We start from the raw sequence: 25,536 nt of genomic DNA, 5'->3' as shown, positions 1-25,536 counted from the left end.
GAGCTTTCGCGGATGCGGCGGATGGGCGGGGCGCGCAGCGCGGATGGGCGGGGCGCGCAGCGCGGATGGGCGGGGCGCGCAGCGCGGATGAGCGGGGCGGATGTGGCGGGTGGGACGGGTGTGAAAAGGGAGCCGCGCGTGGGCGCGGGAGCGGCGCAGAATCGGCTAGCGGGTCGGGAGCTCGTGTCGTAGGCTGCTCGTACGGTGAATCGAACAGATGTTTGAAACACTCACCCTTGGAGGACCCATGCTCATCGGCGAACCCGTCGACGTTGAACTCTCGCCGAGCGGTGCGCCCGTGCGATTTTTCTGGCGCGGCAGCACCTACGGCATCATCAGCGCACCCGAACCCTGGCTGGCCCGCGAGGCCTGGTGGCAGACGGCAAACCGCGCCACCCGCGGGTCAAACACTCCCCTCGAACGTGAGATGTGGCGGGTCGACGCCGTGCCACTGCGCGGCATGCTGCAACCCGGCGACACGAGCTTCGACCTCTGCCGTCAGCGCGACGGCAGCTGGCAGCTCGAGCAGGCATGGAGCGGCGAACTTGACGAACGGTTGTTCGCATAAGATGCCTGATTTCGTGCACCTGCACGTGGCCTCGGCGCACTCGAATCACCACGGCACCAACACCCCCGAGCAACTCGTTGCCCGGGCGGCGAGCTGGGGTGCGCCCGCCGCAGCGCTCACCGACCGCGACGGGCTCTACGGCGCGGTGCGGCACATCCGCGCCTGCATCGCCGCCGGCATCGCGCCGATCGTCGGGGTCGACCTCGCGCTCGCGCCGCAGCCGCGCGCCGAGAGCCACGGGCAGGAGCACGAACACACCCCGGCATCAGCCACCCCCACCCCCAAAACACCACCCACCGACGCCAACCTCCCCCGCGTCACGGCCCTCGCGCACGGCGGGCTCGACGGCGCCGGCTGGGCGAGCCTGAGCCGGCTCATCTCGGCGGCGCATAAGCCGCCGCGCGGCACGCCCCCCTCGCGCGAGTGGCGGCCGAAGCTGCCGGCGTCGCGGTTCGCGCCGTTCCTCCTCGGCGAGCACGAGGTGCAGGGCACGGTGTTGCTCGGCCCGAACTCCGACGTCGGGCGCGCGCTCGTGCGCGGCGACCACGTCGTCGCCCGGGCGCGGCTGCAGCGCTGGCAGCAGCAACTGCCCGGGGCCATCGCGGTCGAGCTCGTCTGCCACCTCACCGAGCCCGGCTCCTCCGCATCCCTCGGCCACGCGGCCGCGATGCTCGAGCTCGCGAGCGAGCTGCGCATCCCCGCCGTACTCACCAATCAGGTGCGCTATCTCGACCCCGACGACGCCCTCACCGGCGACGTGCTCGACGCGGCCGGCGCGCTGCGCCCCCTCGACGAGCTGCCCGTGCAGCCGAACGGGCAAGCCTGGCTCAAGCCGGCGAAGCGGATGCACGCCCTCGCCGAACTCATCGTCGCGCGCACCGGGCTCGGTGGCCACGCTCGCGACCGCCTGCTCGCGACCACGAGCGAGCTCGCCGAACGCTGCATGCTCGACCCCGACAAGGATGTGCGCTGGCGGCAACCGAAGACCCCCGAGCCCGAGGCGCTCGGCATCCGCGACGACCCGAACCTCGTGCTGCGGCGGCGCTGCGAGGCGGCGCTCAGCGAGCGGTTTCCCGACGCCGTCGGTGAATCTCGGCGCGTGCTCGACGTTCGGCTGCGCGACGAGCTCGGCACGATCGAAGGCTTCGGCTTCGCGACCTACTTCCTCACGGTCGCCGACGTCGCCGAGCTCATCCGCGACCGCGGCATCCGCGCCCAGGCCCGCGGCTCGGGCGCCTCGAGCCTCGTGAACTACCTGCTGCGGGTGTCGAACGTGAACCCGATCGAGCACGACCTCCTGTTCGAGCGGTTCCTCGGCCACAAGCGCTCGACGCTGCCCGACATCGATATCGACGTCGAGTCGGCCCGCCGGCACGAGGTCTACCGCGCGATCTTCGCGAAGTACGGCTCGAGCCGGGTGACGCTGCTCTCGATGCACTCGACCTACCGGGCGCGCGGCGCCGCCCGCGACGCCGGCCTCGCGCTCGGCCTCGACGAGCACCGGGTCGACGAGATCGCGAAGTCACTCTGGCGCTTCAACGCGGGCGAGTTCCGCGCCGTGCTCGAGCAGAAGCCCGAGCTCGCGCAGCTCGCGACGCAGGCGCGCGAAGACCGCGACCTCAACCTGCTCATCGACCTCGCCGAGCGGCTCGACCGACTCCCCCGGCACCTCTCGATGCATCCGTGCGGCGTGCTGCTCGGCGACGCGACCCTGCTCTCGACGACGCCGGTGCAGCCGAGCGGCATCGGCCTGCCGATGAGCCAGTTCGACAAGGACGACATCGACGACCTCGGCCTGCTCAAGCTCGACGTGCTCGGGGTGCGGATGCAGTCGACGCTCGCGTACTCGGTCGGCGAGATCGAGCGGCTGCACGGCCCGCAGTCGGCGGTGCGCGGCGGCCTCGCGCCCGACACCCCGTACGTGTCAGCGCAGGGCAAGCTCGTGCTCGACGAGATCCCGAAAGACGACGAGGCGACGTTCGAACAGATCCGCACGACGCACACGCTCGGCATGTTCCAGATCGAGTCGCCCGGGCAGCGCGAACTCATCGGCAAGATGCAGCCCGACGTCTACGACGACCTCATCGCCGACATCTCGCTGTTCCGCCCCGGCCCGATGAAGGGCAACATGGTCACCCCGTTCCTCGAGGTGAAGCACGGCTTCGCGACGCCGAACTGGCTGCACCCCTCGTTCCGCCCGTTTCTGCGCGAGACGTACGGGGTCGTCGTCTACCACGAGCAGGTGCTGCGCATCCTCCACACCTGCATGGGCATCTCGCTCGCCGACGCCGACGAGCTGCGGCGGCGCATGGAGAAACAGGGCGAAGACATCGAGGAGCTGTTCCGCACAAAGACCCGACGCAACGTCGACGAGCGCGGGCGGCGGCGCTTCACCGACGCGCAGATCGACGCGATCTGGGAGGTGCTGCGCGGCTTCGGCTCGTTCGGCTTCTGCAAGGCCCACGCGGCCGCCTTCGCGCTGCCCACCTGGCAGAGCGCGTGGCTGAAGACCCACTACCCCGCCGAGTTCTTCGCGGGCATCCTCACCCACGACCCGGGCATGTACCCGAAGCGGCTACTGCTCGGCGACGCGCGGCGCATGGGCGTGCCGATCCTCCCCATCGACGTCAACGCCTCGACGCGCGAGTTCGTCGTCGAGCGAGTGCGGGCGACCCCGCCCGGATGGGCGACGCGGCGGGGCGACCTCGGCATCCGCCTCGCGCTGAGCGACATCCGCGGCATCACCGACCCCGAGATCGACCGCATTCTGCAGCAGCGCCCCTACGAGTCGCTCGGCGACTTCATCGCCCGCGCCCGACCCTCGCGGCCACTCGCCGAGCGGCTCGCGCTCATCGGCGCGCTCGACTCGCTCGAGTCGCAGACGCTCACGCGCGGCGAGCTGCTCGCGGCCGTGCGCCGCGCGCCGCGCGCGAAGCCGCGCGAGACCAGCCCGGATGCGCTCGAACTGCCGCTGCAACTCCACGGCTCCCACGCGGCGGTCGAGGCGAGCGGCGCCCCCGAGCTCGACTCGCGCGAGCGCGTCCAGGCCGAACTCGAGGTGCTCGCGCTCGACCTGTCGGAGCACGTGATCGACGGCTACCGGCCGTTGCTCGACGAGCTCGGGGTGACGCCGGCCGAGCAGCTCGCGAGCCTGCGCGGCGGCGCCGAGGTCATCGTCGCGGGCGTGCGCGTCGCGACGCAGACCCCGCCGATGCGCACCGGCAAGCGGGTCGTGTTCATCTCGGTCGACGACGGCACGGGCTGCGCCGACGCCGCGTTCTTCGACGAGGCACAGGAGCGCAGCGGCGACGTGCTCTTCGGCACCCCCCTGCTACTCATCCACGGCACCGTGCGACGCACCGGCGAGCGTGGGGTGTCGGTACAGGCTGAGTCGGCCCGCGACCTCAAGCGAGCGTGGGAGGAGTACTCGCTGCTCGCGCAGCATCGCGTTCCATAATCGCCCGTAGCTCGCGGTCGATGATGTCGTGCACGCGGCGGTCGGCGAGCAGCAGATTGTGACCGAGCGCGCGCACCGTGCGGTTGCGGCCGTTCGGCAGCACGCCCGGATAACCGACGATCTGGTCGTAGAGCGGCATGATCGAGGTGATGCGCGCATCCACCTCGTCGCGCATCGACAACGCAAGCTGCATCGGCGTGCCGGCGCGCAGGCCGATCATCTCGCGCGCGATCGGGTTTGAGCCGTGGATGTACCGGGCCGCCTTCGCGCCCGCGAACGGCGACGAAATCGCGACGGCGCCGATCGTGTGCTCGCCCACGAAGTCGTCGAGCAGCACCTGCTTCGCGATGAGCCCGCCCTTCGAATGGCCGACGAACAGCACCCGCCCGTACTCGGGATGCGCGAGCAGCGCCCGCTCGACGATCGCGGCGAGCGACGCGACCGACTTGAGGTTCCAGCCGAGCTGCGGCAACACGATGACGCGATAGCCGCGGTCGGACAGCGCGTCGAGCACCGGCCGCATGTATCGCCACGGCGTCGACAGACCCGCGAGCACGACGACGGCCGGGCCGCCGTCACGCCAGCCGCGTGACCGCGGCGAATACCGGGTGCGCACGCCCGCCGACGTCAGCAGCGGGGCCATGCCGAGCAGCCCATCGAGCTGGTGGAGCGTCCAAAACGCGCTGTCGACCACGACCGAAATCGTCTTCAGCCGCGCCCAGCGCAGCCGCTGCCGCCAGGGTTTCGCCACGCCTCAGTCACGCACCTCGAGGTCGAGGAGCGCGCGCTTCATATGCTCACCGCCGCCGTAGAGCCCGACGTCGCCGTTCGAGCGGATCACCCGGTGGCAGCCGCCGAACAGCGGCAGCGGGTTATGTGAGCAGGCGGTGCCGACCGCCCGGGCCGCGCGCGGGCGGCCGAGCCGGTCGGCGAGCTCGCCGTAGCTGTACGTCTCGCCGTAGGGAATGTCGACGAGCGCGCGCTGCACCTCGCCGCCGAAGCCGTCGGAGGCCTGCGACCAGTCGAGCGCGACGTCGAAGCGTTCGCGCTCGCCCGCGAAGAACTCCTCGAGCTGCGCGACGCCGCGGTCGAGGTGCGCCTCGGCTGCCTCAGAGCCGACGTGCGGGCCGAAGCCGAGCGGCGCCGAGCCGGGCAGCCAGACGCGGCAGATGCCCGCATCCGTTGCCTCAACCCCGACCTCGCCGATGGGGCTGTCGACGACCCGCGCCGCGAACACTAGGCCGCCTCGACCTCGCGCAGCAGGCCGGTGTCGACGTCCGCGACGAAACCGCGCACGTTCTTATGCTGAATGAACGGCGACTGCATGATGCGCCGAATCGACTCGCGCACCGAGGCGTCGACGTCCTTGAACGACTCGGCCTTCCAGTGCGCCCGCGCGCCGGTCTCACGCATCAGCAACTCGTCGAATTCGTCCTCGCTGAAGGTCGATAGACCGCAGTTCGTGTGGTGAATGAGCACGACTTCTTCGGTGCCGAGCATGCGCTGCGAGATCGTGATTGAGCGGATCATGTCGTCGGTGATTACGCCGCCCGCGTTACGAATGATGTGCGCCTCACCGAGGTCGAGGCCGAGCATCGGGAAGATCTGGAGGCGGGAGTCCATGCAGGCGATGACGGCGACCTTGCGCTTGGGTCGAAGTTCGCGCGGCCCCGGGTAGCCCTCACCATAGACGCGGTTTGCTTCGAGCATCTTGTCGGTCTCCGACATGAGCCTCCCTTTCGTGTGGTCGCTGGCGGGTATGCCAGTTGGGCCAATCGTACGCGCCGCCGAGCGCCCGGCCGCGACGCGCATCCGGCCCGGCAGCGCATCCGGCAAGCGCAGCGAGCTACGGATGCAGCAGCAGCGTCACGACGAGAATCACCGGCACCGACAGGATGGTCGTCAGCAGGATGCTCTCGCGCGCGAGCGATTCGCCGACGCGGTAGTTCGCGGCGTAGTTGTAGATGTTCTGAGCGGCCGGCAGCGCGGCGGTCACGACGACGACGAGGATCATCGCGTCATCGAGACCGAAGACAAACTTGCCGAGGAGCCACGCGAGCACCGGGTGCACGAACGATTTGAGCACCGTCGCGGTGAGCACCTGCCAGCGGTTCTTGCCGCGCATCGGCATCGCGTTGTCGTGAAGCGACATACCGAACGCCATGAGCACGGCGGGCACGCTGATGCCGCCGACGAGCTCGATCGGGTCGAGCAGGAAGTTCGGCACGGGCACCGAGAAGATGTTGAGCAGCAGGCCCGAGAGCGCGCCGATGACGACGGGGTTCGTGAACGGGCGATAGAGCATCTGCCACCAGCGCAGCTTCGGCGCCTGCGGGTCGCGGCCCGCGATGTCGAGCACCGAGAGCATGACCGGCGCGAGGATGAGCTGCTGCACGAGCATGACGGGCGCGACGAGCGTGCCGTCGCCGAGCACGTAGACGGCGATCGGAATGCCGAGGTTGCCCGAGTTCACGAAGCTCGAGGCGAGGGCGCCGACCGCCGAGTTGCCGATACCCCAGCGGAAGATGATCGCGATGACGACGAACACCGCGGCCATGACGACCATGCCGATCGCGGTGACGAGAAACTGTCCGCTGAAGAGCACGTTGAGGTCGGCGCTGAACATGAGGCCGAACAGCAGCGCCGGCGTCGCGACATTGAACGCGAGCTTGTTGAGCATTTCGCGGCCGCGGTCGCCGAGCAGACCAACGCGCTGCATGGTAAATCCGACGAGAATAATGAGGGCAATGACGCTGAAGCCTTCAAGTACTCCCGTCACGCACTACTCCCTGTCGATGCTGCTGCGCCGCAATTCGTCGAGTGCCGTCTTGCGGTATTGCCGCGGTGAGACACCGTATGCCAACTTAAACGCATTCGAAAAGTGGGTCGCGTCGGCAAAGCCCCAGCGCTCGCCCACAGCGCGAATCGCGTCGGTCAGTGCCGGGTCAACGAGGTCGCGGCGCGCCATCTCGAGGCGGCGCTCACGAATCCAGGTCGACACCGAGGTGCCCTGCTCCTTGAACAGCGAGTGCAGCGTGCGCACCGAGATGAAGTGCGCGTCGGCGATCGTCTGCGGCGTGAGGTCGTGGTCGGAGAGGTGCGCCATGATGTAGTCGCGCACCTCCATGAGCTGCGCGAGCTGCGCGTTCGCGCGGGTCGGCGCGTCAATGCCGAGGCGCTCAGCGACGGCCGCCGCGATGAGGTCGACGACGGTGTGGGCGAGCGCGAGGCCGCCGTGGCCAAGCAGCACCGACATGTCCTTCGCGACGCCGGCGAGCATCGGGCCCGCGACGCGGCCGATGCCCTCGTCAGCGGGCACCTTCATGCCGGCGATCTCGATGAACGCGCGCGGCGGCAGCGTGAGCAGCTGCTGCGGCACCATGATCACCATGTACGTGCCATCGGCGAAGTCGCGGTCGTACGGCAGCGCGGTGTCATAAATCGCAAAGTCGCCGGCCTCGAGCACCGAGTCGCGGCCGAGCTGGCGCAGCCGCGATTCGCCCTCGATCTGGTTGACGACCGCGTAGAAGGGGTCGCCGCCCTCGGCGAACAGGCGCGAGGAACGGCCCGAGGAGTGCGGGGTCGACGTGATCGTGAAGAAGCGGATGCCGCCGACGACCGCGGCGCGGATGCGCGCCCGATAGGTCTCGGGGTCGGGTGCCGTGACGGCCATGGGCAACAGCAGCTGGGTCATGATGTGACCCCACTCTTCGACGCCGACGACCTCGAGGTCGGTGACCGATTTCTGCGTCATTGCTGCTTCCTTCTCACGTGCACTACCTGTCTATATAACCGCTTTCGTAGGCCCAAATCACAACGTGCACGCGATCTGGCAACCCAAGTTTGTCGAGAATCCGACCAACGTGGGTCTTTACGGTGACCTCCGCGAGGAACAGTTCCTTCGCGATTTGCGCATTCGAGACGCCTTGCACGAGTTGCGCGAGCACATCGCGCTCGCGGTCCGTCAAGTGGGCGACCAGGGCATCCCGGTCGGCCGCCGCGGTCTGCTGCGGCCGCTCGGTGGTGAGTCGGTGCAGCAGCGTGCGCGTCATGCTCGGATCAATAATCGCATTACCCGCGGCCACCGTCCGAATCGCGCGGATCAGGTCCTCCCCCGGCGCGTCCTTGAGGAGGAATCCGGACGCGCCGGCGGCGAGCATCCGCACCGCAAAATCTTCGGAGTCGTACGTCGTCAGCGCGAGCACGCGCAGCTCGGGGCGCTCGCCCGAGTGCTGCAGCAGCCGCTCGGTCGCCTCGATGCCGTCCATGACCGGCATGCGCACGTCCATCAGCACGACGTCGGGGCGCAGCTTGAGGCCGAGGTTGACGCCCTCGCGGCCGTTCTCGGCCTTGCCGACCACCTCGATGTCGTCGACGGAGCCCGCGATGAGCGCGAGCCCCTCGCGCACGAGCGACTGGTCGTCAACGATGAGAACTCGGATGGTCATGCTTGGCCCTTCGATGCAATGGCGGGGATGGGGATGCTCGCGAGCACCTCGAAGCTCGTGTCGGTCGTGGTGACGCGCAGCACGCCGTCGAACAGCTCAACGCGCTCGCGCATGCCGGCGATGCCGCGGCGATCGCTCGAGGGCGCGTCGGCGCCGTCGGTGCGCGAGTTCACGGCGCGCAGCAGCACCTCGTCGTCGCCCCAGCGCAGCTCGATCTCGCCGCGGCAGCCGGGGGCGTGCTTGAGCATGTTCGTGACGGCTTCCTGCGCGACGCGGTAGAGCGCGAGCTGCATGCCGGCGGGCAGGTCGACCGGGGTGCCGTTTTCGAGGTAGGTGATGCCTGGTTCGGGAGCATCACCAACGCGCACCGCCTCGACAAGGTCGCGGATGTTCGCGACGCCGCGCGCCGGGGCGTCGTCCTGCGTCGCGTCGACGTTGCGCAGCAGCAGCTTGACGTCGCCGAGCGCGCCGCGGCCGGTGTCGCTGATCTTGCCGAACAGCTCAGTCGCGAGCTCCGGCTTCTCGCGCGCGGCGAGGCGGCCACCCTCCGCGAGCGTGACGATTGAGGCGAGCGAGTGGGCGATGATGTCGTGCATCTCGCGCGAAATGCGGCTGCGCTCATCCGACACCGCGAGCTCGGCCATGCGGTGCGCATCCCGTTCCATCAGCTCGGCGCGCTCCTGCGCCCGCACGACCTCGACGAGCTGCTGGCGGCGGAGCATGCCGAGCGCCCAGGCCGCGACGAACGCGATGGCGATCACGACGGTGAGCAGCACAAACGCCTGCAGGCGGTCGCGGAAGTCGGTCATGGAAGCCGCCTGGAAGCTGAAGGGCAGCGTCGCCATCCACGGCGTCAAGGTCTGTAGCGCGACGACCGTGATGGCGAGCACGGGCGGCACGGCGCAGGTCCAGCGCAGCTTTCTCGCGCCGAACGCGGCCATGCCGAAGACCCCAACGAGCGTCACGCCGTAGACGATGACGTCGAAGTAGTAGGCAGCCGAGAAGTACTGAATGCCGCTGAGCACCGTCGTGCCCCAGAGGAACACGAGCGGGGCCGAGCGGCGCACGCAGAGCAGGGCAATGACTGGGTAGTAGAGCACCGTCGGCACCGACATGCCCCAGCTGCCGAAGAGCAGAAACAGGACGCCCGCCACAACCGCACCGACCGAGTCCGTGAGCAGCACGCGCATCGGCCGCTCACGGGTGGCGATAAAGGTGTCGAGCATGCCCCCAAGCCTAGGAGCAAGGGCCCTCCTCCTCGGGTATACATCCGTTGGTTGGGGGTCGTCCAACCGGACGAGACTTGCGCACCATGTGAGCCGCACCCCGCGGCTTCTACGTTCGAATTGTCAGCAAATTCACCGCTCTGAAGGAGCTCCCATGATCACGCAACCGGCCGTCGTTTGCCGCGGCCTCACGAAGACGTACGGACAAGCGGATGCGCAGGTACACGCCGTTGCGGGTGTCGACGCCGCCTTCGCCCGCGGCGAGTTCACCGCGATCATGGGCCCGTCGGGCTCGGGCAAGTCGACGATGATGCACCTGCTCGCGGGGCTCGACTCGCCCACGAGCGGCGACGTCGCGATCGACGGCCAGTCGATCGTCGGCATGCCGGATGCGAAGCTCACGAAGCTACGCCGCGACCGGCTCGGCTTCGTGTTCCAGTCGTTCAACCTCGTGCCGACCCTCTCGGCGCGCGAGAACATCGAGCTGCCGGTGCGGCTCGCGGGCGGCCGCGTCGACACCGCCGCGCTCGAGCGCCTCGCCTCGCAGCTCGGCATCTTCGACCGCCTCAAGCACATGCCGCACGAGCTCTCGGGCGGCCAGCAGCAGCGCATCGCGGTGGCGCGCGCCCTCATCACCGAGCCCGCCGTCGTGTTCGCCGACGAGCCGACGGGCGCGCTCGACCTGCGCACCGGCCGCGGCCTGCTCGAGAGCCTGCAGCGCGCCGCCCGCGAACGCCAGCAGACCATCGTGATGGTGACCCACGACCCGGCCGCCGCCGCCTACGCCGACCGGGTGCTCATCCTCGTCGACGGCCGCATCGCGCACGAGCTTTCGGGCGCCGGCTACGAAGAGATCAGCGGCGTCATGGCGGGAGTCGGCGCATGAGCGCGACGATGCGGCTGGCGACGCAGCAGATTCGTCGAGGCCCCCGGCGCGTGGTGGCGATCGTGCTTGCCGCGCTGCTCAGCGCGATGGCGATCATGGCCACCGGAACCTTCATTACGACGATGCAGCAGGGGCTCAACGTCGCGGTGGCGGCGCCCTACACGAACGCTGACGTCGTGATTCCCTCGGGCGACTCGGAGGGTGTCGTCGACGCCGTTGCCGAGGTGCCTGGCATCGCGGCGATCGAACCGAGCCACACGATGTACGCGCAGGCCCTGGCTGGCGACCGCACCCACAACATCAACATTTCGAGCATCGCCGACGACGGCGACCTGCGATGGATGACCCTCACCGGCGGGCAGTGGCCGGTCGGTACGGGCGAGATCGCCGCGACGCAGGACGACCTCGACCGCTTCGGCATTGCGCTCGGCGACTCGATCGAGGTCTTCGACGGCACCGGCCAGTCGAGCAAGGTGCGCGTCGTCGGGCTCGTTGAGACCGTCGGTGGCACGGTCGGCGGCGCGACCGAGCTCTACGCCGCGCAGGACTTCTTCTCGGTCGACGACGGTTCGTCGTCAGCCCTCGTCGTGCGGCTCGCGGAGGGCACGAGCGCGGCGCAGGCGATTACCGCGATCAACGAGCGGCTCGTCGATGTCTATGGTGCCGACAACGCGCCCGAGGCGGTCACGGTCGACGAGTACACCGCCAAGCTCATCGACGACCTCACCGGCGGCACGAACGCGCTCGCCGTGATGTTCCTCATCTTCGTGCTCATCGCGCTGCTCGCGGCGTCGATGGTGATTCGCAACACGTTCCAAGTGCTGCTCGCGCAGCGGCTGCGCGAGAACGGCCTGCTGCGCCTCGTCGGCGCGACCGGAGGGCAGGTGCAGCGCACGGTACTCGCCGAGGCCCTGCTCATCGGGCTCGTCAGCGCGGTCGTCGGTATCGTGGTCGGCTTCGGCCTCGGCGGCGTCATCGCGATGGTCGCCGACATGGACGGGGGCGGCCTCGTGTTCCCGTGGTTCTGGGCGATCGCTGCGCTCATCGTCACGGTCGCGATGACCCTGTTTGCGGCGTGGGCGCCGGCCGCTCGGCTGCGTTCGCTCGCGCCGATCGCGGCGCTGTCGGAGGCGAACGCCGCCCGTGCCGAGCGCAACCGCTCGAGCGTCGTTGCCTGGATCTTCGGCCTGGTCGTCACGGCCCTCGGCGCGCTCGGCCTCTGGGCCGCGTCGATGCTCGGCAACCCGCTCGTGCTCATCGGGGGCGGTGTGGTGCTGGCGATCGGCCTCATCGTGCTCGTGCCGCTGCTTGTGCGAGTTGTCATGCCCGGCTTTGCGCGGTTGCTCAGTGCCTTCGGCCCGGTCGCGAAGCTCGCGGGCGAGAACCTCGTGCGCACCTCGCGTCGCTCGGGCACGATCGTGCTCGCGATCTCGCTCGGCGGCAGCCTGATCCTCGCGATGCTCACCGGCGTGCAGTCGGTGAACGCGACGCTGAACGCTCGGCTCGACGAGAACTACGCGTTCGACGCGCTCATCACGATGCGCTCCGACGAGTCGCTCGATGCGGCCGACCTCGCGCCGATTCTCGAGTCGGAGGGCCTCGAGTCGTCCGACCTCACCTCGGCGGTGATGCTGGCGGCCGACCCCGAGCATCCGTCATCGCTCGCGGCGCTGCTGACGCTGCCGGCGACGACCGCGGATGCACTCGAGCAGCCGCTCGCCGACGGCGAGGTCGCGCTGAGCGAGTGGGATGCGGAGTCGCTCGGCGCGGTCGACGGCGACACCGTGACGTTCACGGACGTGTCGGGCGCCACGGTCGACCTGACGGTCGTGACCGACCCGCTGCTCGACACGCTCTACAACCCGAACACCGGCAGCACGTACGGCGCGGTGACCGAGTCGACGCTCGCGGAGTTCGATGACGTCACTGCCGATGCGGGGCTCTGGCTGTTCGCGGCCGACGGCAAGATCGGTGACCTCGTCGACGCGGTCTCGGCCGCGCAGGGCACAAACTCCGATCTGCAGTTGCTTGGGCCGCTCGCCGAACAGCAGCTCTACGAGCAGATCGTTACGCTCGTCGTCGCCTTCGTACTCGCGATGCTCGGGCTCACCGTCGTGATCTCGGTGATCGGTCTCGCGAGCGTCGTGGCGCTCGCCGTCGCCGAACGCCGCCGTGAACTCGCCCTGCTACGAGCGCTCGGCATGACGCGAGCTCGGGTGCGCGCCATGGTGCTGATTGAGGCGGTGTCACTCGCGCTGATTGGCGCAGTGGTGTCGATTCTTATCGGCGTGCCAATGGGAATCAGTGCGGTGCCGGCAATGATCGCCGACGGCGGCACAATTGCGATCTCGCTGCCGTGGATTGGAATTGGTGCGGTAATTGGCGGTGCGATTTTGCTTGGTGTGATGGCGGGGGCTCGACCTTCGTGGATCGCCTCGCGCATCGCGCCGGCACAGGCATTGGCCCGGGCCTAGCGCTCACGCCAAGTCCGGCACAAATTCGATATCGTCCGGGAGATTCGCGGCGCACGTTGCTGTGAATCTCCCGGTTGGATGAATTCGATTTGCGGAATACTCCCGTCGGCCTTCACACTTATAGCGATATAGATCGCCAAAACAAGGAGCGCATCCGTGGCACGCAAAGTCGTTTACCAGCTGATCGATGATCTCGACGGCACCCAGCTCGACGAGGGTCAGGGCGAAACCGTCAAGTTCGGCCTTGACGGTGTTGATTACGAAATCGACCTGAGCAAGGACAACGCGCAGACCCTGCGCGAGTCGCTCGAGGGGTACGTAAAGACGGCTCGCCGCGTCGGCGGGCGCGCCCAGCGCGGCACCCGTACGCAGCTTCCTTCGACCGGCCCGAAGCGCGACCTCGCGGCGGTTCGCAAGTGGGCTTCGGCGAACGGCTACACCGTCGCCGACCGTGGCCGCGTGCCGCAGGACGTCCTCGACGCCTTCGACGCCGCGAACTAATTAATTCCCCAGCACGCGGCGAATGATTTCTCGTCGCGCGCCCGTCCGCCCAAACGGCGGATACACGAGTCGGAGCGTATCCGGAAAACTCGGCTTTCGCAGCACCGCCCGTCGGTGGCTAAATGCGTCGAGCGAGGCTTCCCCGTGGTACGCTCCGATTCCGCTTTCCCCGACGCCGCCAAATGGCAATTCAGGCACGCTCACGTGCGCGACCGTCAGGCCGACCGCAAGGGCACCGGACGACGTGTGGCGAAGGAACTTTTGGCGAACCGATTTGCGTTCCGAGAACAGATACAACGCGAGCGGCTTCTCGCGCGAATTGATGAACGTAATCGCTGCGTTTTCATCGTTCACCTGAATGAGTGGAAGAATTGGTCCAAAGATCTCTTCCTGCATGATCGGTGCTGACTCGTCGACGTCGACGAGCACGGTTGGTTCGAAAAAGCGCGTGCTTGCCTCGCGCGAACCGCCCGAGTGAATTCGACCTCCTTCGAGCAGCGACTCAAGGCGTTCGAAATGCGCGTCGTGAATGATGCGGGCGTAATCGCCGCTTTCCTTGGGGCGTTCGCCGAGCATCTCCTTGACCGCGGCAGGGATACGCCCGGCGAGTTCGCGGGCCGCGCGCGGCGTCGCAAGCACGTAATCAGGCGCGACACAGGTCTGGCCGGCGTTGAGCAGCTTGCCCCAGGCGATGCGGCGGGCCGCGACGTCGAAGTCGGCGGTGTCGTCGACGAAAACAGGCGACTTGCCGCCAAGCTCGAGGGTGACTGGTGTGAGGTGTTCGGCGGCGGCGCGGGCGACGATGCGGGCGACCTTGGCGCCGCCCGTGTAGAAGATCGTGTCCCAACGCTGGGCGAGCAGCTCGGTCGAGGCCGCGACGGCACCCTCGACGACGCGCACGGCGCGGGGGTCGAGGTACTCGGCGATGTGCTTCGCGAGGGCCGCCGACGTCGCGGGCGCGTGCTCACTTGGCTTGACGACGGCGACGTTGCCGGCGGCGAACGCGCCAGCGAGCGGCGCGAGGGCGAGCTGGAGCGGGTAGTTCCACGGCGCGATGATGAGGGCGGCGCCGAGGGGCTCGCGCACCGTGTAGGTGACGGCCGGGGCGACCGCGAGGTTGGGGCGCACGTGCTTCGGCTTGAGCCAGCGGCGCAGGTTGCGGCGCAAGTGCGCGACCTCGCTGATGGTGACCGACGTCTCGGTCATGAACGATTCGATCTGCGACTTGCCGAGGTCGGCTTCGAGCGCGTCGGCGAATTCGTGATCGCGTTCGCGCAGCATCCGCTCGAGGGCATCGAGCTGTTCGAGCCGCCAGCGCAGGGGCTTCGTGACGCCGGCGTCGAAGGTCGCGCGCAGTTCGCGCAGCGTTTCGGGGATGCTCGGGGTTTCAGGGTTACTCGGGCTCGGTGCGGGCACGGTCGTCACTGTGGTCTCCTCGCGGGTTGGCAGCCTGAATCGTGTCAGGCGCGCCTGGGCGGTGGATGCAGGTGGCGCGATCAGGGCAAGCAGGGTCAGGCGCGCCTGAGCGAGCGCAGCTGGCGGCGGGTCGGCCAGGTGCGCATCCGGCGTGGGAGCAGGCGATAGATCGGCGTCGCGACGGCCCAGAACAGCTCGACCACGAAGCGGTCGGCCCGCGACCAAGCTGGATCGAACTCGCACCGCAGCCGCGAGGGCAGCAGCTCGAGGGCGACGCGCCAAATCAGCGGCAGCGCGGCGCGGAGCCACCACGGGGCGACGTCGGGATGCCGCAGGCGCGCGAAGGCGAGGCGGGCGTCGTCGGTGACCCGCGCATCCGCGAGTGCGGCCTGCCACCAGGCGTCGAACTCGTCGACAGATGCGGGCCACGCCTCGGCCGGCAGCTGCAGCTCGGTGCCGAGGGTGGCAAAGGTGTAGCGGAGCGCCTCGCGGTCGTCGCGGCGGAGCTGGCCGAATGCGCGCTCGAAGGACCGCTCCCCCGCCCAGAGCAGGGTCGCGGCGACCCAGAGCTGCGGCCCGGTGTCGTAGGCGCCGGGCACGTGTGCGTGGCGTCGGTTCACGTGGCGGCGCATGCGCGTGCGGTCAGTATCGTCGCCGTGGACGGCCGCCATGACGTAGTTCAGCGTCTGCTCGAGGCGGCCGAGCGGCGAGGATGCGAACGAGGAGTGGCGGGCGACGCCGGCCGCGACCGTCGGATGCGCGAGCTGCAGCAGAATCGCAGCCCCGCCACCGGCGAGCATGATGCCCTCAGACGAGAGCCTCTGCCCTCGGCGAAACCTCGACTCGGTACGGTCGGGATTGCTAGCCTTGGCGCGAGGCTCGGCATTCGAGCCTGCGGACGAGGGAGCAGTACCCGCAGCACGACAAGACTGACTCAGTGAGGAGTCACTCATGATGTGGGTCATATTGGTCGTCTCCGGCATGCTCGAGGCGGTGTGGGCAACGGCGCTTGGCGCGTCGCAGGGGTTCAAGAAACTCTGGCCGAGCGTAGTGTTCGTTGTTGCGATGACGGTCAGCATAGTGCTGCTCGCGTACTCCATGACCGAGCTACCGACCGGCACCGCGTATGCCGTCTGGGTCGGCATCGGCGCGTCGCTGACGGCGCTGTGGTCGATGGTGTCGGGCGCCGAGCGCGCCACGGTGATGCGCGTGGCGCTCATCGTCGTGCTCATCGGCTGCGTCGTCGGACTCAAGGTGGTGTCGTAATGCCTTGGATCGTATTGGTGTTGAGCGGGCTTTGCGAGGCCGTGTGGGCGACCGCGCTTGGCGCGAGCCACGGGCTCTCGGAGCCCGTGGCGACCGTCGTGTTCTTCGTGTTCTGCGTCATTTCGATGCTCGGCCTCGGCTGGGCGGTGAAGCACATTCCGATCGGCACGGCGTATGCCGTGTGGACCGGCATTGGCGCCGCGCTCACGGTGACGTGGGCGATGGTGACGGGTGCCGAGGGCGTGAGTGTCATGAAGGTGGTGTTCCTGATCGGCGTCATCGCCGCCGTCATCGGGCTCAAGCTCGTGCCGAGCGCTGCTTCTACTGAGCCAACGGCAGACTCTGCGGGTCGCTCTTCGGATGTGTCAGGGGGAGGCTCGACTGCCACGTCAACGGCAGGGTCTGACACGGAGTCCGCGGCAAAATGCGGGTCTGAGACAGGCGCCGGGGACGCGGTTCCTGGCGCCTCGCGGGATGCCGACTTCGGCCGGTACGACGCCTAACGCAGCCACGTCGCCGCATTCCGAAAGTTCGCTTCGAATCTCGGAACCACCTGCGGCCACCGGGATACAGTGATGGTTTGTGTGGTGCCCGTCGTGGCGACCGCACGGGGCGATTCCAGGAGGTCAGGCGTGCCGATTACCGGCAAGATCCTCGAGGTGGCGCAAGCGCATCCCGAGCGACTCGCGATCGTCGGCGCCGAGGCACGCATTACCTACGGCGAACTTGCCGAAGATGGTCGTCGCGTGCGCGCCGTCGTCGAGCATTTGCAGGATGCGGTGCGGCGAGGAAACGCTCGTCTGCGGTCGGGCGCGTTGCCCGGCAACGCCGAGTCGCCGTCGGCGCAACCGCCGGTCGGCGCGGCCATGGCCGCGGAGCCGAGCGAGCATCCCGCCGCCAGCTTCGATTCGTCGGCCCAGCCAGTCGTCGCGGTGAGCAGCACCGATGCGTTCCATACGGCGCGCATCATCGCCGGGCTCGCCGGGTTTGACTGCGTAGCGGCGACGATCGACCCCCGCTGGCCGCTCGAGCATCAGGTGCGCGTCGTGCTCGGCACCATCATTTCGGTGCTCGTGAGCGACTCGGATGCGCTGCGTGACGCCCTCGCGCGCGCCGGCTGGGCAGGTGCGCTGGTGTCGCTCGAAGAGTTTCGCCGGCTAGAGCGTGAGTTGCCGCCGGCCGAGGCGCCCTCGGTACGACCGGGTGACGAGCCGTTCCTGATGCTGTTTTCTTCGGGCACGACGAGCAATCCGAAGGCGTTCTTGAAGACGCGGGCGCAGTATCGCGCGAACTTTGCCGTGTCGAGCGCGCATCTCGAGCCGCTACCGGGTGTCGCGACGCTCGCGCCCGGGCCGCTGAGCTATTCACTCACGCTGTATGCGCTGGTCGAGTGCCTCGCGTCGGGCGGATCTTGCCACGTCGCCGATTCCTTTGACGCGCTCGCGGCCTCGCGCCGCATCTTCGACGAGGGCGTGACGCGCATCGTTGCCGTGCCAGCCTTAATCGAGTCGCTCGCGCTCGTCGCGCGCCGCTCTCCCGCGCGGTTCACCGGGGTCCAGCTGCTCGTGGCCGGTGGCGCGAATCTGTCGGCGCGCATCCGCTCGGCCGTCGCCGAGTCGCTGCCGCACGCCCGCTTGGTGAGCTATTACGGCGCGGCCGAGATCGGCTTTATTGGCGACAGTCGCGGCGGCGACGGCACGGCGATCACGCTGTACGACGGCATCGCGGCGCAGGTGCGCGGGCCGCTCGGCGAAGTACTTGCCGACGGCGAGATCGGCGAGCTCTGGATTCGCGCCGACGCCTGCTCTGACGGCTACCTGCCCGCGACGACCGACGAGCAGCTTCGCGACGGTGAGGGCTGGGCAACGGTGCACGATCAGGCTCGGCTGCGCGGTCGGCAGCTCGAGTTGCTCGGGCGGGCCGGCGACATCGTCGTGACGGGCGGGCACAAGGTGTCGCTGCCCGAGGTGGAGCGCGCGTTCGAGCTGCTGCCCGGGGCGGATGCGGTGTGCGCCGTCTCGGCGCCTGACGCGAGTCTTGGCAGCGTCATCGCGCTCGTGCTCGAGGGTGCGGATGCTCCCGACAAGGCAGCCGTGTTGGCATTCGCTCGCGAGCGGTTGGCGCCGCAGTTCGTGCCGCGGCGCGTGTATCGCGTCGGTGCGCTGCCGCGGACGGTCGGCGGCAAGGTTCGTCGGGCCGCCACGGCCGAGCTGGTTGCTCACGGCGAGGCGGTGCGGCTATGAGTGTGATGCGGATGTTCGGCGACGGCGATCGCGCTGGTGGCGATCGCGCCGTCGCGGCAGCCGTCGTCAGCGGGGCCAGCCAGGCAACGCTCTTCAACGCGACCTGCACGGCGACAGTCTTCACCGCGGCCCTCGAGGCGGTGCGGCTATGAGTGACAAGCGCAGGGGGCGGCGTGCGGCCGCCTCGTCGGGCGGGCGGCGCGACGTCGTCGTGACCGGCGTCGGTGCCGTGACGCCGAGCGGACTCAACGCCGAGGCGACGTGGCAGAGTGTGCGCGAGGGGCGGTCGGCGATCACGCGCCTCGAGGGCGACGTGTTCGACAAGCTGCGGGTGCGCATCGGCGGCCAGGTGCGCGCCTTCGACAGCTCGAAGCTGCTGGCGCCGCGCGAGGCCCGTCGTCTCTCGGACGTTCTTCTCTGGGCGATCGCGGCGGCCGACGAGGCGATGGCACAGGCAGATCCGCCGATGCCCGCCGGCAGCGAGTACGGCTTCTCGGTGATCGCGGCCACCGGCTCGGGTCCGGTTAAGGCGATGCAAGACGCGGCCATTGCGATTGCCGAGGCCGGTCCTCGCGCGGTGCCGTCGGCGCTCGCGATGCACGGCGCTCCCGACGCCGCATCCGCCCTCCTCAGCGAGCGCTACGGAGCCCTCGGTGCGGGCGGCGCCAATTCGGCGACCTGCGCGAGCGGCGCGATGGCGCTCGGCGAGGGGCTGCGGCGCATCCGTCACGGCTATGCCGACACCGTGCTGGTCGTCGGTTACGAGGACTGCCTCAACCCCATCAATCTGTCGTCGAACGCGAACCTGCGCGCCCTCGCGAGCGGCTACGAGGATGCGCCGGAGACCGCGAGCCGACCCTTCGATGTCGGGCGGAGCGGCTTCGTCATGTCGCAGGGGGCGGCCGCGATTCTGCTCGAGTCGAAGGATGCCGTGCTCGCGCGCGGCGGGCGCCCACTTGCCGAGCTCGCCGGCTTCGGCGCGGCGTCGGATGCGCACCACCCGACGGCGCCACATCCCGAGGCCCGGGGCGCGATCGCGGCGGTGCAGGCCTGCCTTGCCGACGCCGGTGAGCGGCCCCGCGACGTCGGCCACATCAACGCGCACGGCACCGGCACGAAATTGAACGACGAGATGGAGGCGCTCACGTTTGAGCGAGTCTTTGGCGACGCGCTCGCGGGGCTGCCCATCTCGGCAACGAAGTCGTCGACCGGGCACCTGCTCGGCGCATCCGGGGTGCTCGAGGCGGTGCTGGCTGTGCAGACGATGCGCGACGGCGTGCTGCCGCCGACGTTGAATCTGGACGAGTCGGCGTTCCCGCAGCTCGATGTCGTGACGTCGCCGCGCGACGCCGCGGTGTCGAGCGTGTTGTCGACCTCGTTCGGTTTCGGCGGCCACAACGGCGCCGTGCTGTTGCGCGCTGCCAGTACTGACGTTGTCGGGCCCTGAGTTCGTCGAGCTAGTTGCAGAGATAGAGGAGCCGAAATGTCTGATCGTGAAGCGCGCCATGCCGAGCTGGCCGAGCGGTATCTGCCGCAGGATCGCCTGGAGCGGTTCCGAGAGCGGGCCGACGCGTACGACCGCGAGAATCGCTTCTTCACGGAGGACTTCGAGGAGCTACGCGACGCCGGCTACCTGCGGTTGTTTGTGCCCGATGAGTTCGGCGGCCCGGGGCTCTCCCTGAACCAGGTGTCACGGCTGCAGCAGCGGCTCGCGACGGCGGCGCCCGCGACCGCGCTCGGTATCAATATGCACCTCGTGTGCACGGGTGTTGCTCGAGCGTTGCTTGAACGGGACGACCGCTCGCTGCAGTTTGTGCTCGAGGATGCGGCGGCCGACGAGGTGTACGCGTTCGGCATCAGCGAGGCCGGCAACGACTGGGTGCTGTACAGCTCGAACACCGAGGCGGCGCCCCAGCCCGACGGCGGATATCTGCTGACCGGCACGAAGATCTTCACCTCGCTGTCGCCGGTGTGGACGCGGCTGATCACCCACGGCAAGGACGCTTCGGGCGACGAGGACGCGTCGATTGTGTATGGAGTGGTGGATCGGGCCGAGGAAGGTATTTCGGTGTCGTCGCACTGGGATCCGATGGGGATGCGCGCGACGCAGAGCCGCTCGACGAAGCTGGATGCGGTGCCGCTGCGCGCCGATCAGGTCGTGAGGCGGTTGCCCGATGGGTTGAATCCTGACTCGCTGCCGTTCGCGATCAACGCGAACTTCCAGCTGCTGATCGCGTCGGTGTACGCGGGGCTCGCGGCGCGGGCACTCGAAGTCGGTGCGGCGGCACTGCGCGGCAAGTCGTCGGCGAAGGCCGAGTCGAGTTTCGCCGAGATTCCCGAGTTTCGGGTGCGGCTGGCGGATGCTGCGATGCAGTTCGAGGCCGTGCCCGCGCAGTTGGAGACCTACACGCGCGAGTTCGATGAGTTGATCGACCACGGGCGTGCCTGGCCGCGGAAGTTTGTGAGCGCGAAGCTCAACGCCACCGAGGCCGCACGCGCATCTGTTGAGGCCGCGTATCGGTGCGCTGGTGGTCGAGGTTTCGACAATGGGACCGAACTGAATCGCCTGTATCGGGATGCGCTGGCCGGCATGTTCCACCCTTCGTCGTGGGATGTGGCGCGGCCGATGTTCGCGTCGGCGCTGCTCGATGACTAGGGCGGGAGTTTCGCCGTGGATGTAATGGCTGATCGCTGAGGGCCGGTAGACGGCTAACGGCTGACGTGATCGCCGGTGCCAGTGGCAGCGCGAGCGACAGCGACAACGCAGGTGCTGGCGTTCATGCGCACGCCACGCTCCTTCTGCCAACGCAAGTGGGGCCCGCATCGATCGACGATGCGAGCCCCAAACGCGCAGCGGCATGCTGCTCAAGGCGGAGTTCTCCCCGCGTTACCAGCCTCGTCCGACTGTGTCGGGCAGCGGGGTCGGTGGATGCTCGAGTCGGTACCCGATGTCGAACCGTTTGCGACCGCCAAGACGCGGCTCCTGCGTCCAATCCAGGTGCTCGGGCGGGATGAACCACACCGTGCCACCACCCCGCGACTTCTCCCGCGCGACATGTTCCGGCGGCCCGGGTTCATGCGTGATCCGGACACCCCACCCCTCATGCACGCGATGGTGACACGAGGTACACAACAAGATCCCGTTATCGAGATCGGTCGTGCCGTCGTGCGCTTTCCACCACTCGATATGGTGCGCTTCCGTCATCCCGGGTGGCAGGCCACAGAACGCGCAACCACCATCCCGCTCCACCAAGGCGAGGCGCTGCGCCCGCGAGAAGTGGCGATATTCGCGCCCCAGGTCGAGGACCTCGCTGTCACCACCGAGGACGACAGGAATGATGTTCGCGACCGCGGCGCGACGACGCAGGTTCCCGGCATCGAGCATCGCGCCACCCTCGGACTCGGCCGCCTCGCCCTTGCCCGTCAGGTGCTCGCGCAGGCCCTCGGCATGCATCCGAATCAACACCGTCGTCGTCACCCCGGGAACCTCGTCCTGCGCGCAACCGAGGAGGTGCTTACACGCTTCGACGAGCGCGTCGGCCTGCATTTGCGGAATGGACCGCGTGTCCTGCTCCACCGCGACCGGCTCCACCCCGTCATCACTTGGGCGGAAGAACACGGTCGACCCCGCCACCTCACCATCAGCCGGCACCTCGGGGTCACCCTTCACATTGTTGCCGCGCGAGGTGCGCAGCGCGTTCGTGCAATACGCCTCGAAGAACTTCGCGACATACATACCCGCTTCCGGGTCAAGCTTTGCTTTCACGTGGAGCATGCCAGTGTCGATATCGGTGTGAATTTTGACGCTGCGCTCCCGCCGCTGCTTGCGGAACGACGGCTCGAGCCCGTCGGGGTCGAGCTGCGCTTCGAGGCGAGCCTCGACCTTGCGGAAGTCGGGCAGGCGCATGCCGCTCTTCGCGACCTCCACAATCTCCCGCTCCCCCTCAGTGAGTTCTTCCTCAAGGACGCGGGGCGCCATGCGGCGGCGGAGTTTCACGATCTCGTTCGCGTGCGCGATGCCGAGTTCGCCTTCCTGCAGGGCGGCCGCGACATGCGGCGCCCGCGGCACAAACCGTTCGCCATTCCAGCGTTCCTGACCAACGACGTCCTTCCCGATGCGCACGTACGCGTCGGCATCGCGCTTCTCGGAACGGAGCATCTCGGCAACGAGATCGCCGGCGTCGCGGCAGCCGTGGCGGCGCGCCAACGCCTCCTCGCCCCGCGTCACGTCGGACCGCACCGCGACCTCGTTCGCGACAACCGCGACCGCCGCACCCAACTGGCGCTGCAGCGCACCAAGGTGCTGGAGGAAGTCGAGAACGTCCGCGTCATCCGCCGCGGTCAGGGAGTACGCGAGGTCTTCCGACGAGCCCCGCCCGTGGGTGAGGGATTCCCACGACCCTATTAACTCGGTGAACCTCGTGCGAAGGCGGCCCGCGTGCGAGTGGTCGGCGAACGAGAAGTCAGAAAAATTCGAGACGGACATCGGAATCACCTCCTCAGGTGACTGCAACAGTGCGTACTTCTATTCTACGAGATCCACGCAGCATGTCAATATGTTTAGCATGTATGTTCGAAGCTGGCTCCCAGGTTCACGATTTCTCGCGCCTACCGCCTCCCCCTGTGGACACGGGTCTCCTACTACGAACTCATTGTCACCCGAGCCACCGACATGACTGAGCCAGTCCAACGTCGCTTGCTGCACACGCCCGCCGAACCTGCTCTCGAACTCCAATTCACCGTCACTGGCTTGGTGGCCCGCCGGAGCGGGGACCAATCCGCCGAGATACTATGTGGCGCCGCAGCGGTGTCGTTGACCGAGATAATCGAGTAATGAGTGACGAATTTGGGCACACGTCGGCCCTTGGCGGCATCCGGCTCAACCCCCAACGGTGAGCGACATCCGAGAAATTTACGAGATCTATGGCGATTCGCGTGTTTGGAAGCATCTCGCGTCCGGTCGACACTCGAACCTCGCAACCACCGCTGCCGTGGTCAGGTCCTGGGTCGATGCATGGGAACGCGGCGGTCAGACTGCGTGGATTGTTCGCGGTCCAACCACCGAAGGCGTCCTCGGGCACGTGGGCTGCTCAGTTCGGCGCGCGGCACAGGGTGGAGGTACTGCCACTCGCGTTGCAACGATGCCGGTCCATCGAGCGAAGCACTTCACCCAGACCTGCCCGTAATCGCCCACCTGCTTGAGCACAACCACGCGAGTTCCCGGGTCACCGAGATATGCCAACTACCACTGCAGCACCGGCCACCAGACGCTGGCAACCCCGACCCGAACGCAATCCGGCCGACATACGCCGACCGAGCTTTGTCGAGCGAACAGCTCGGCGCGACGCTGGCCTGATGCCAGCGCCGACGCCGCCGAGCCAGGCCCCGCGCATCCGCCCTCAAACACAACGCCGCCCCGCCTCGCAACCAAGCGAGACGGGGCGACCCGAAACCCAACCGAGCGTTACACCCAGGCAGCCAGCACGTCGCGCAGCGGCGTCGTCGGGCGGCCGATGAGCTGCGACAGGTCGCGCGACGAGCTGTCGAGCGCGCCGCCGGCGATCGCCTGATTCATGCCGGCGACGAAGCCAGCGCTGCCCTCGTCGAGGCCCGCCGCCAGCAGCTGTGCGCGGTCCTCGTCGGCCGAGATCGCCTGATAGACGACGGGCTGGCCGAGCAGATCCGATTCAACCGCGGCGAAGTCGGCGAAGGTCCAGCCTTCGTCGCCGGCGAGTTCGTACGTCTTGCCCGCGTGGCTCGCGTCGGTGGCCACGACCGCGGCAGCCTCGGCGTAGTCGACGCGGCTCGCGGTGGCGAGCTTGGCGTCGCCGACGCTGTTCGCGATCGTGCCCGAGCGGCCGATTTCGAAGTCCTGCTGGTGGTTCTCGGTGTACCAGCCGTTGCGCAGAATCGTCGCTGGGATGCCTGACTCGGCGATGAGCTGCTCGGTCGCGACGTGCTCGGCCGCGAGCGCGAGTTCCGACGTGTCGGCGCCAAGCAGCGAGGTGTAGATGAGTTGCGTCACGCCGGCGGCCTTCGCGCCGTTGATCGCGTTGGCGTGCTGCGGCATGCGCTGGCCCGGCACGCTCGTCGAGACGAGCACGACCGTTTCGGCACCCTCGAGCGCGGGGGCAACCGCGGCGGCGTCGTCGAGGTCGACCTGCGCGGTCGTCACTCCCTTCGCCTCAAGCTGGGCGAGCCGCTCTGCGTTGCGTCCGAGCGCGCGGATGCTGCCGGCGTCAGTGCCGCGAGCGATAAGCGAGTCAATGATGTGTGCGCCGAGTTGGCCGGTTGCGCCGAATACTGCGATGGTTATGCGGAACTCCTTCTTTGGCGGTGTTGCCTGGTCCACAGACGGTAACCACTGACCCTGCAGTTGCATTCCACTGCAACTAAAAAAGTTTCCCGCGAGTTTTCAGCGGGATCCGGGGCCTCAGCTGGCTGCGACCGCCCCGGCCGCGCTCACTGCCGGATGCGGCGGCAAGTTTCAGCGGGATGCGCCGACAGCTCGCCAGCGGCTTCCCCCAGCAAGTTGCAGCGAATGCCCGGCCCTATCGCCCGCCGAAACGCGCGCCTACGACCCTTCCGGAGCGCCGCGGTGATCGACGTCGCCAAGCAACGTCCATACGGCACGCGACAGGCTCGGATGCCGCTGCGCGATTTGCCGGAACAGCTTCGCGTCGATACCGTCGGTGGTCGTGCCAAGTTCAGCGGCTCCGTCCTGGCGCGTCTGCGCGGCGAGACGAGCAAGCTGATACTCGGCGTGAAGTCCCTGCTCTTCGAGGGCTTCGTCGCGCAACATCAGCACAGTGAGCTCATCGACGTCTGGCTCCTCGGCGACGACGTGCGCCGGGTCTTCTCCCGCGCGAACACGGCGCTCGATCTTGCTTTCGCGTTCGAGTTTCGCGAGTTCGCGGAGTTGGGTAATCGAAGTGCTCACGGAAAAATTGTGGAACTCCACCCCGCGCCTATTCACCCCAATTTCGCCGCCCGTCCCGTCACCTCAGGGGGTTGAGTGGTCGTTTTTTGTAGTTCTGGCACAGCCAGAACT

At 68.3% G+C, this 25,536-nt stretch carries 23 protein-coding genes and 1 riboswitch; of the genes, 11 read left to right on the top strand and 12 right to left on the bottom strand.

The genetic code is table 11. The features are described 5' to 3' along the window. Positions 1 to 247: 247 nt before the first annotated feature. The gene (locus QM019_RS09245; RefSeq protein WP_282852725.1) at positions 248 to 568 is read left to right on the top strand and encodes a DUF6504 family protein; all 321 of its coding nucleotides are present in this window, start codon (positions 248 to 250) and stop codon (positions 566 to 568) included. A 13-nt stretch (positions 569 to 581) separates the two neighbouring features. Then, positions 582 to 4,025 carry a DNA polymerase III subunit alpha gene (locus QM019_RS09240; protein ID WP_282852724.1) on the top strand — a complete coding sequence of 1,148 codons (3,444 nt, stop codon included), beginning with the start codon at positions 582 to 584 and terminating at the stop codon, positions 4,023 to 4,025. Here QM019_RS09240 and QM019_RS09235 read toward each other — a convergent pair. The 7 genes from QM019_RS09235 to QM019_RS09205 all read right to left on the bottom strand — a co-directional run bounded on the left by QM019_RS09235 (position 3,973) and on the right by QM019_RS09205 (position 9,699). Beyond that, a complete protein-coding gene (locus tag QM019_RS09235; protein ID WP_125107193.1) occupies positions 3,973 to 4,776 on the bottom strand; it encodes an alpha/beta hydrolase in 804 nt (267 codons plus the stop codon). The two genes, QM019_RS09240 and QM019_RS09235, sit on opposite strands and share 53 nt — an antisense overlap. A 3-nt stretch (positions 4,777 to 4,779) precedes the next feature. Beyond that, on the bottom strand, positions 4,780 to 5,262 hold the full coding sequence (locus QM019_RS09230) for a methylated-DNA--[protein]-cysteine S-methyltransferase (protein WP_282827248.1): 483 nt from the start codon (positions 5,260 to 5,262) through the stop codon (positions 4,780 to 4,782). Then, positions 5,262 to 5,753 (bottom strand): beta-class carbonic anhydrase, encoded by a 492-nt coding sequence (locus tag QM019_RS09225; RefSeq protein WP_282852723.1) that lies wholly within the window; start codon positions 5,751 to 5,753, stop codon positions 5,262 to 5,264. Before QM019_RS09225 ends, QM019_RS09230 begins: the two co-directional genes overlap by 1 nt. 118 nt (positions 5,754 to 5,871) lie before the next feature. After that, on the bottom strand, positions 5,872 to 6,804 hold the full coding sequence (locus tag QM019_RS09220; RefSeq protein ID WP_282827252.1) for an AEC family transporter: 933 nt from the start codon (positions 6,802 to 6,804) through the stop codon (positions 5,872 to 5,874). Positions 6,805 to 6,807: 3 nt separating this feature from the next. Beyond that, on the bottom strand, positions 6,808 to 7,779 hold the full coding sequence (locus QM019_RS09215; RefSeq protein ID WP_282827254.1) for an AraC-like ligand-binding domain-containing protein: 972 nt from the start codon (positions 7,777 to 7,779) through the stop codon (positions 6,808 to 6,810). A 22-nt stretch (positions 7,780 to 7,801) separates the two neighbouring features. Next, positions 7,802 to 8,473, bottom strand: coding sequence for a response regulator (locus QM019_RS09210; protein ID WP_282852722.1), 672 nt, complete (start codon positions 8,471 to 8,473; stop codon positions 7,802 to 7,804). Beyond that, positions 8,470 to 9,699, bottom strand: coding sequence for a sensor histidine kinase (locus QM019_RS09205; protein ID WP_282852721.1), 1,230 nt, complete (start codon positions 9,697 to 9,699; stop codon positions 8,470 to 8,472). Before QM019_RS09205 ends, QM019_RS09210 begins: the two co-directional genes overlap by 4 nt. 154 nt (positions 9,700 to 9,853) lie before the next feature. Here QM019_RS09205 and QM019_RS09200 point away from each other — a divergent pair, with 154 nt between their 5' ends. The 3 genes from QM019_RS09200 (at position 9,854) to QM019_RS09190 (ending at position 13,560) form a co-directional block, all read left to right on the top strand. Continuing rightward, positions 9,854 to 10,585, top strand: a complete 732-nt coding sequence (locus tag QM019_RS09200) for an ABC transporter ATP-binding protein (protein ID WP_282852720.1) — start codon at positions 9,854 to 9,856, stop codon at positions 10,583 to 10,585. Continuing rightward, complete coding sequence (locus QM019_RS09195; protein WP_282852719.1) at positions 10,582 to 13,059, top strand: ABC transporter permease; 2,478 nt, start codon at positions 10,582 to 10,584, stop codon at positions 13,057 to 13,059. Before QM019_RS09200 ends, QM019_RS09195 begins: the two co-directional genes overlap by 4 nt. A gap of 156 nt (positions 13,060 to 13,215) precedes the next feature. Then, positions 13,216 to 13,560, top strand: coding sequence for a histone-like nucleoid-structuring protein Lsr2 (locus tag QM019_RS09190; RefSeq protein WP_125107184.1), 345 nt, complete (start codon positions 13,216 to 13,218; stop codon positions 13,558 to 13,560). On the opposite strand, the gene QM019_RS09185 is transcribed toward QM019_RS09190, so the two are convergent. Continuing rightward, the gene (locus QM019_RS09185; RefSeq protein ID WP_282852718.1) at positions 13,561 to 14,985 is read right to left on the bottom strand and encodes an aldehyde dehydrogenase family protein; all 1,425 of its coding nucleotides are present in this window, start codon (positions 14,983 to 14,985) and stop codon (positions 13,561 to 13,563) included. A gap of 86 nt (positions 14,986 to 15,071) precedes the next feature. Continuing rightward, complete coding sequence (locus QM019_RS09180) at positions 15,072 to 15,779, bottom strand: oxygenase MpaB family protein (RefSeq protein WP_345961025.1); 708 nt, start codon at positions 15,777 to 15,779, stop codon at positions 15,072 to 15,074. A gap of 69 nt (positions 15,780 to 15,848) precedes the next feature. Next, positions 15,849 to 15,915, top strand: a riboswitch (guanidine-III (ykkC-III) riboswitch). A gap of 12 nt (positions 15,916 to 15,927) precedes the next feature. On the opposite strand from QM019_RS09180, the gene QM019_RS09175 reads away from it, so the two are divergent. The 6 genes from QM019_RS09175 (at position 15,928) to QM019_RS09150 (ending at position 21,141) form a co-directional block, all read left to right on the top strand. Continuing rightward, complete coding sequence (locus QM019_RS09175) at positions 15,928 to 16,242, top strand: DMT family transporter (RefSeq protein ID WP_282852716.1); 315 nt, start codon at positions 15,928 to 15,930, stop codon at positions 16,240 to 16,242. Continuing rightward, positions 16,242 to 16,745 carry a DMT family transporter gene (locus QM019_RS12865; RefSeq protein WP_345961024.1) on the top strand — a complete coding sequence of 168 codons (504 nt, stop codon included), beginning with the start codon at positions 16,242 to 16,244 and terminating at the stop codon, positions 16,743 to 16,745. Before QM019_RS09175 ends, QM019_RS12865 begins: the two co-directional genes overlap by 1 nt. A gap of 129 nt (positions 16,746 to 16,874) precedes the next feature. Beyond that, positions 16,875 to 18,485 carry a class I adenylate-forming enzyme family protein gene (locus QM019_RS09165; protein WP_282852715.1) on the top strand — a complete coding sequence of 537 codons (1,611 nt, stop codon included), beginning with the start codon at positions 16,875 to 16,877 and terminating at the stop codon, positions 18,483 to 18,485. Then, positions 18,482 to 18,637, top strand: a complete 156-nt coding sequence (locus QM019_RS09160) for a hypothetical protein (protein ID WP_282852714.1) — start codon at positions 18,482 to 18,484, stop codon at positions 18,635 to 18,637. Before QM019_RS09165 ends, QM019_RS09160 begins: the two co-directional genes overlap by 4 nt. Beyond that, positions 18,634 to 19,932, top strand: a complete 1,299-nt coding sequence (locus QM019_RS09155; protein WP_282852713.1) for a beta-ketoacyl-[acyl-carrier-protein] synthase family protein — start codon at positions 18,634 to 18,636, stop codon at positions 19,930 to 19,932. The genes QM019_RS09160 and QM019_RS09155 overlap by 4 nt, the downstream gene beginning before the upstream one ends. A 36-nt stretch (positions 19,933 to 19,968) precedes the next feature. Next, positions 19,969 to 21,141, top strand: coding sequence for an acyl-CoA dehydrogenase family protein (locus tag QM019_RS09150; protein WP_282852712.1), 1,173 nt, complete (start codon positions 19,969 to 19,971; stop codon positions 21,139 to 21,141). 231 nt (positions 21,142 to 21,372) lie between these two features. Here QM019_RS09150 and QM019_RS09145 read toward each other — a convergent pair whose 3' ends face one another. From QM019_RS09145 to QM019_RS09135, 3 genes are all read right to left on the bottom strand, one after another. Further along, positions 21,373 to 22,971 (bottom strand): HNH endonuclease, encoded by a 1,599-nt coding sequence (locus QM019_RS09145; protein WP_282852711.1) that lies wholly within the window; start codon positions 22,969 to 22,971, stop codon positions 21,373 to 21,375. A gap of 978 nt (positions 22,972 to 23,949) precedes the next feature. Next, positions 23,950 to 24,837: an SDR family oxidoreductase gene (locus QM019_RS09140; RefSeq protein WP_345961023.1), complete on the bottom strand. Its 888-nt coding sequence runs from the start codon at positions 24,835 to 24,837 to the stop codon at positions 23,950 to 23,952. 222 nt (positions 24,838 to 25,059) lie between these two features. Continuing rightward, positions 25,060 to 25,425 carry a hypothetical protein gene (locus QM019_RS09135; RefSeq protein ID WP_282852710.1) on the bottom strand — a complete coding sequence of 122 codons (366 nt, stop codon included), beginning with the start codon at positions 25,423 to 25,425 and terminating at the stop codon, positions 25,060 to 25,062. Positions 25,426 to 25,536: the final 111 nt, after the last annotated feature.

The sequence above is a fragment of the Gulosibacter sediminis genome, assembly GCF_030011715.1.
GTDB classification, from domain to species: Bacteria; Actinomycetota; Actinomycetes; order Actinomycetales; family Microbacteriaceae; genus Gulosibacter; species Gulosibacter sediminis.
Note: the sequence above shows the minus strand (reverse complement) of the source record. Positions and strands in the feature narration are given on the sequence as shown.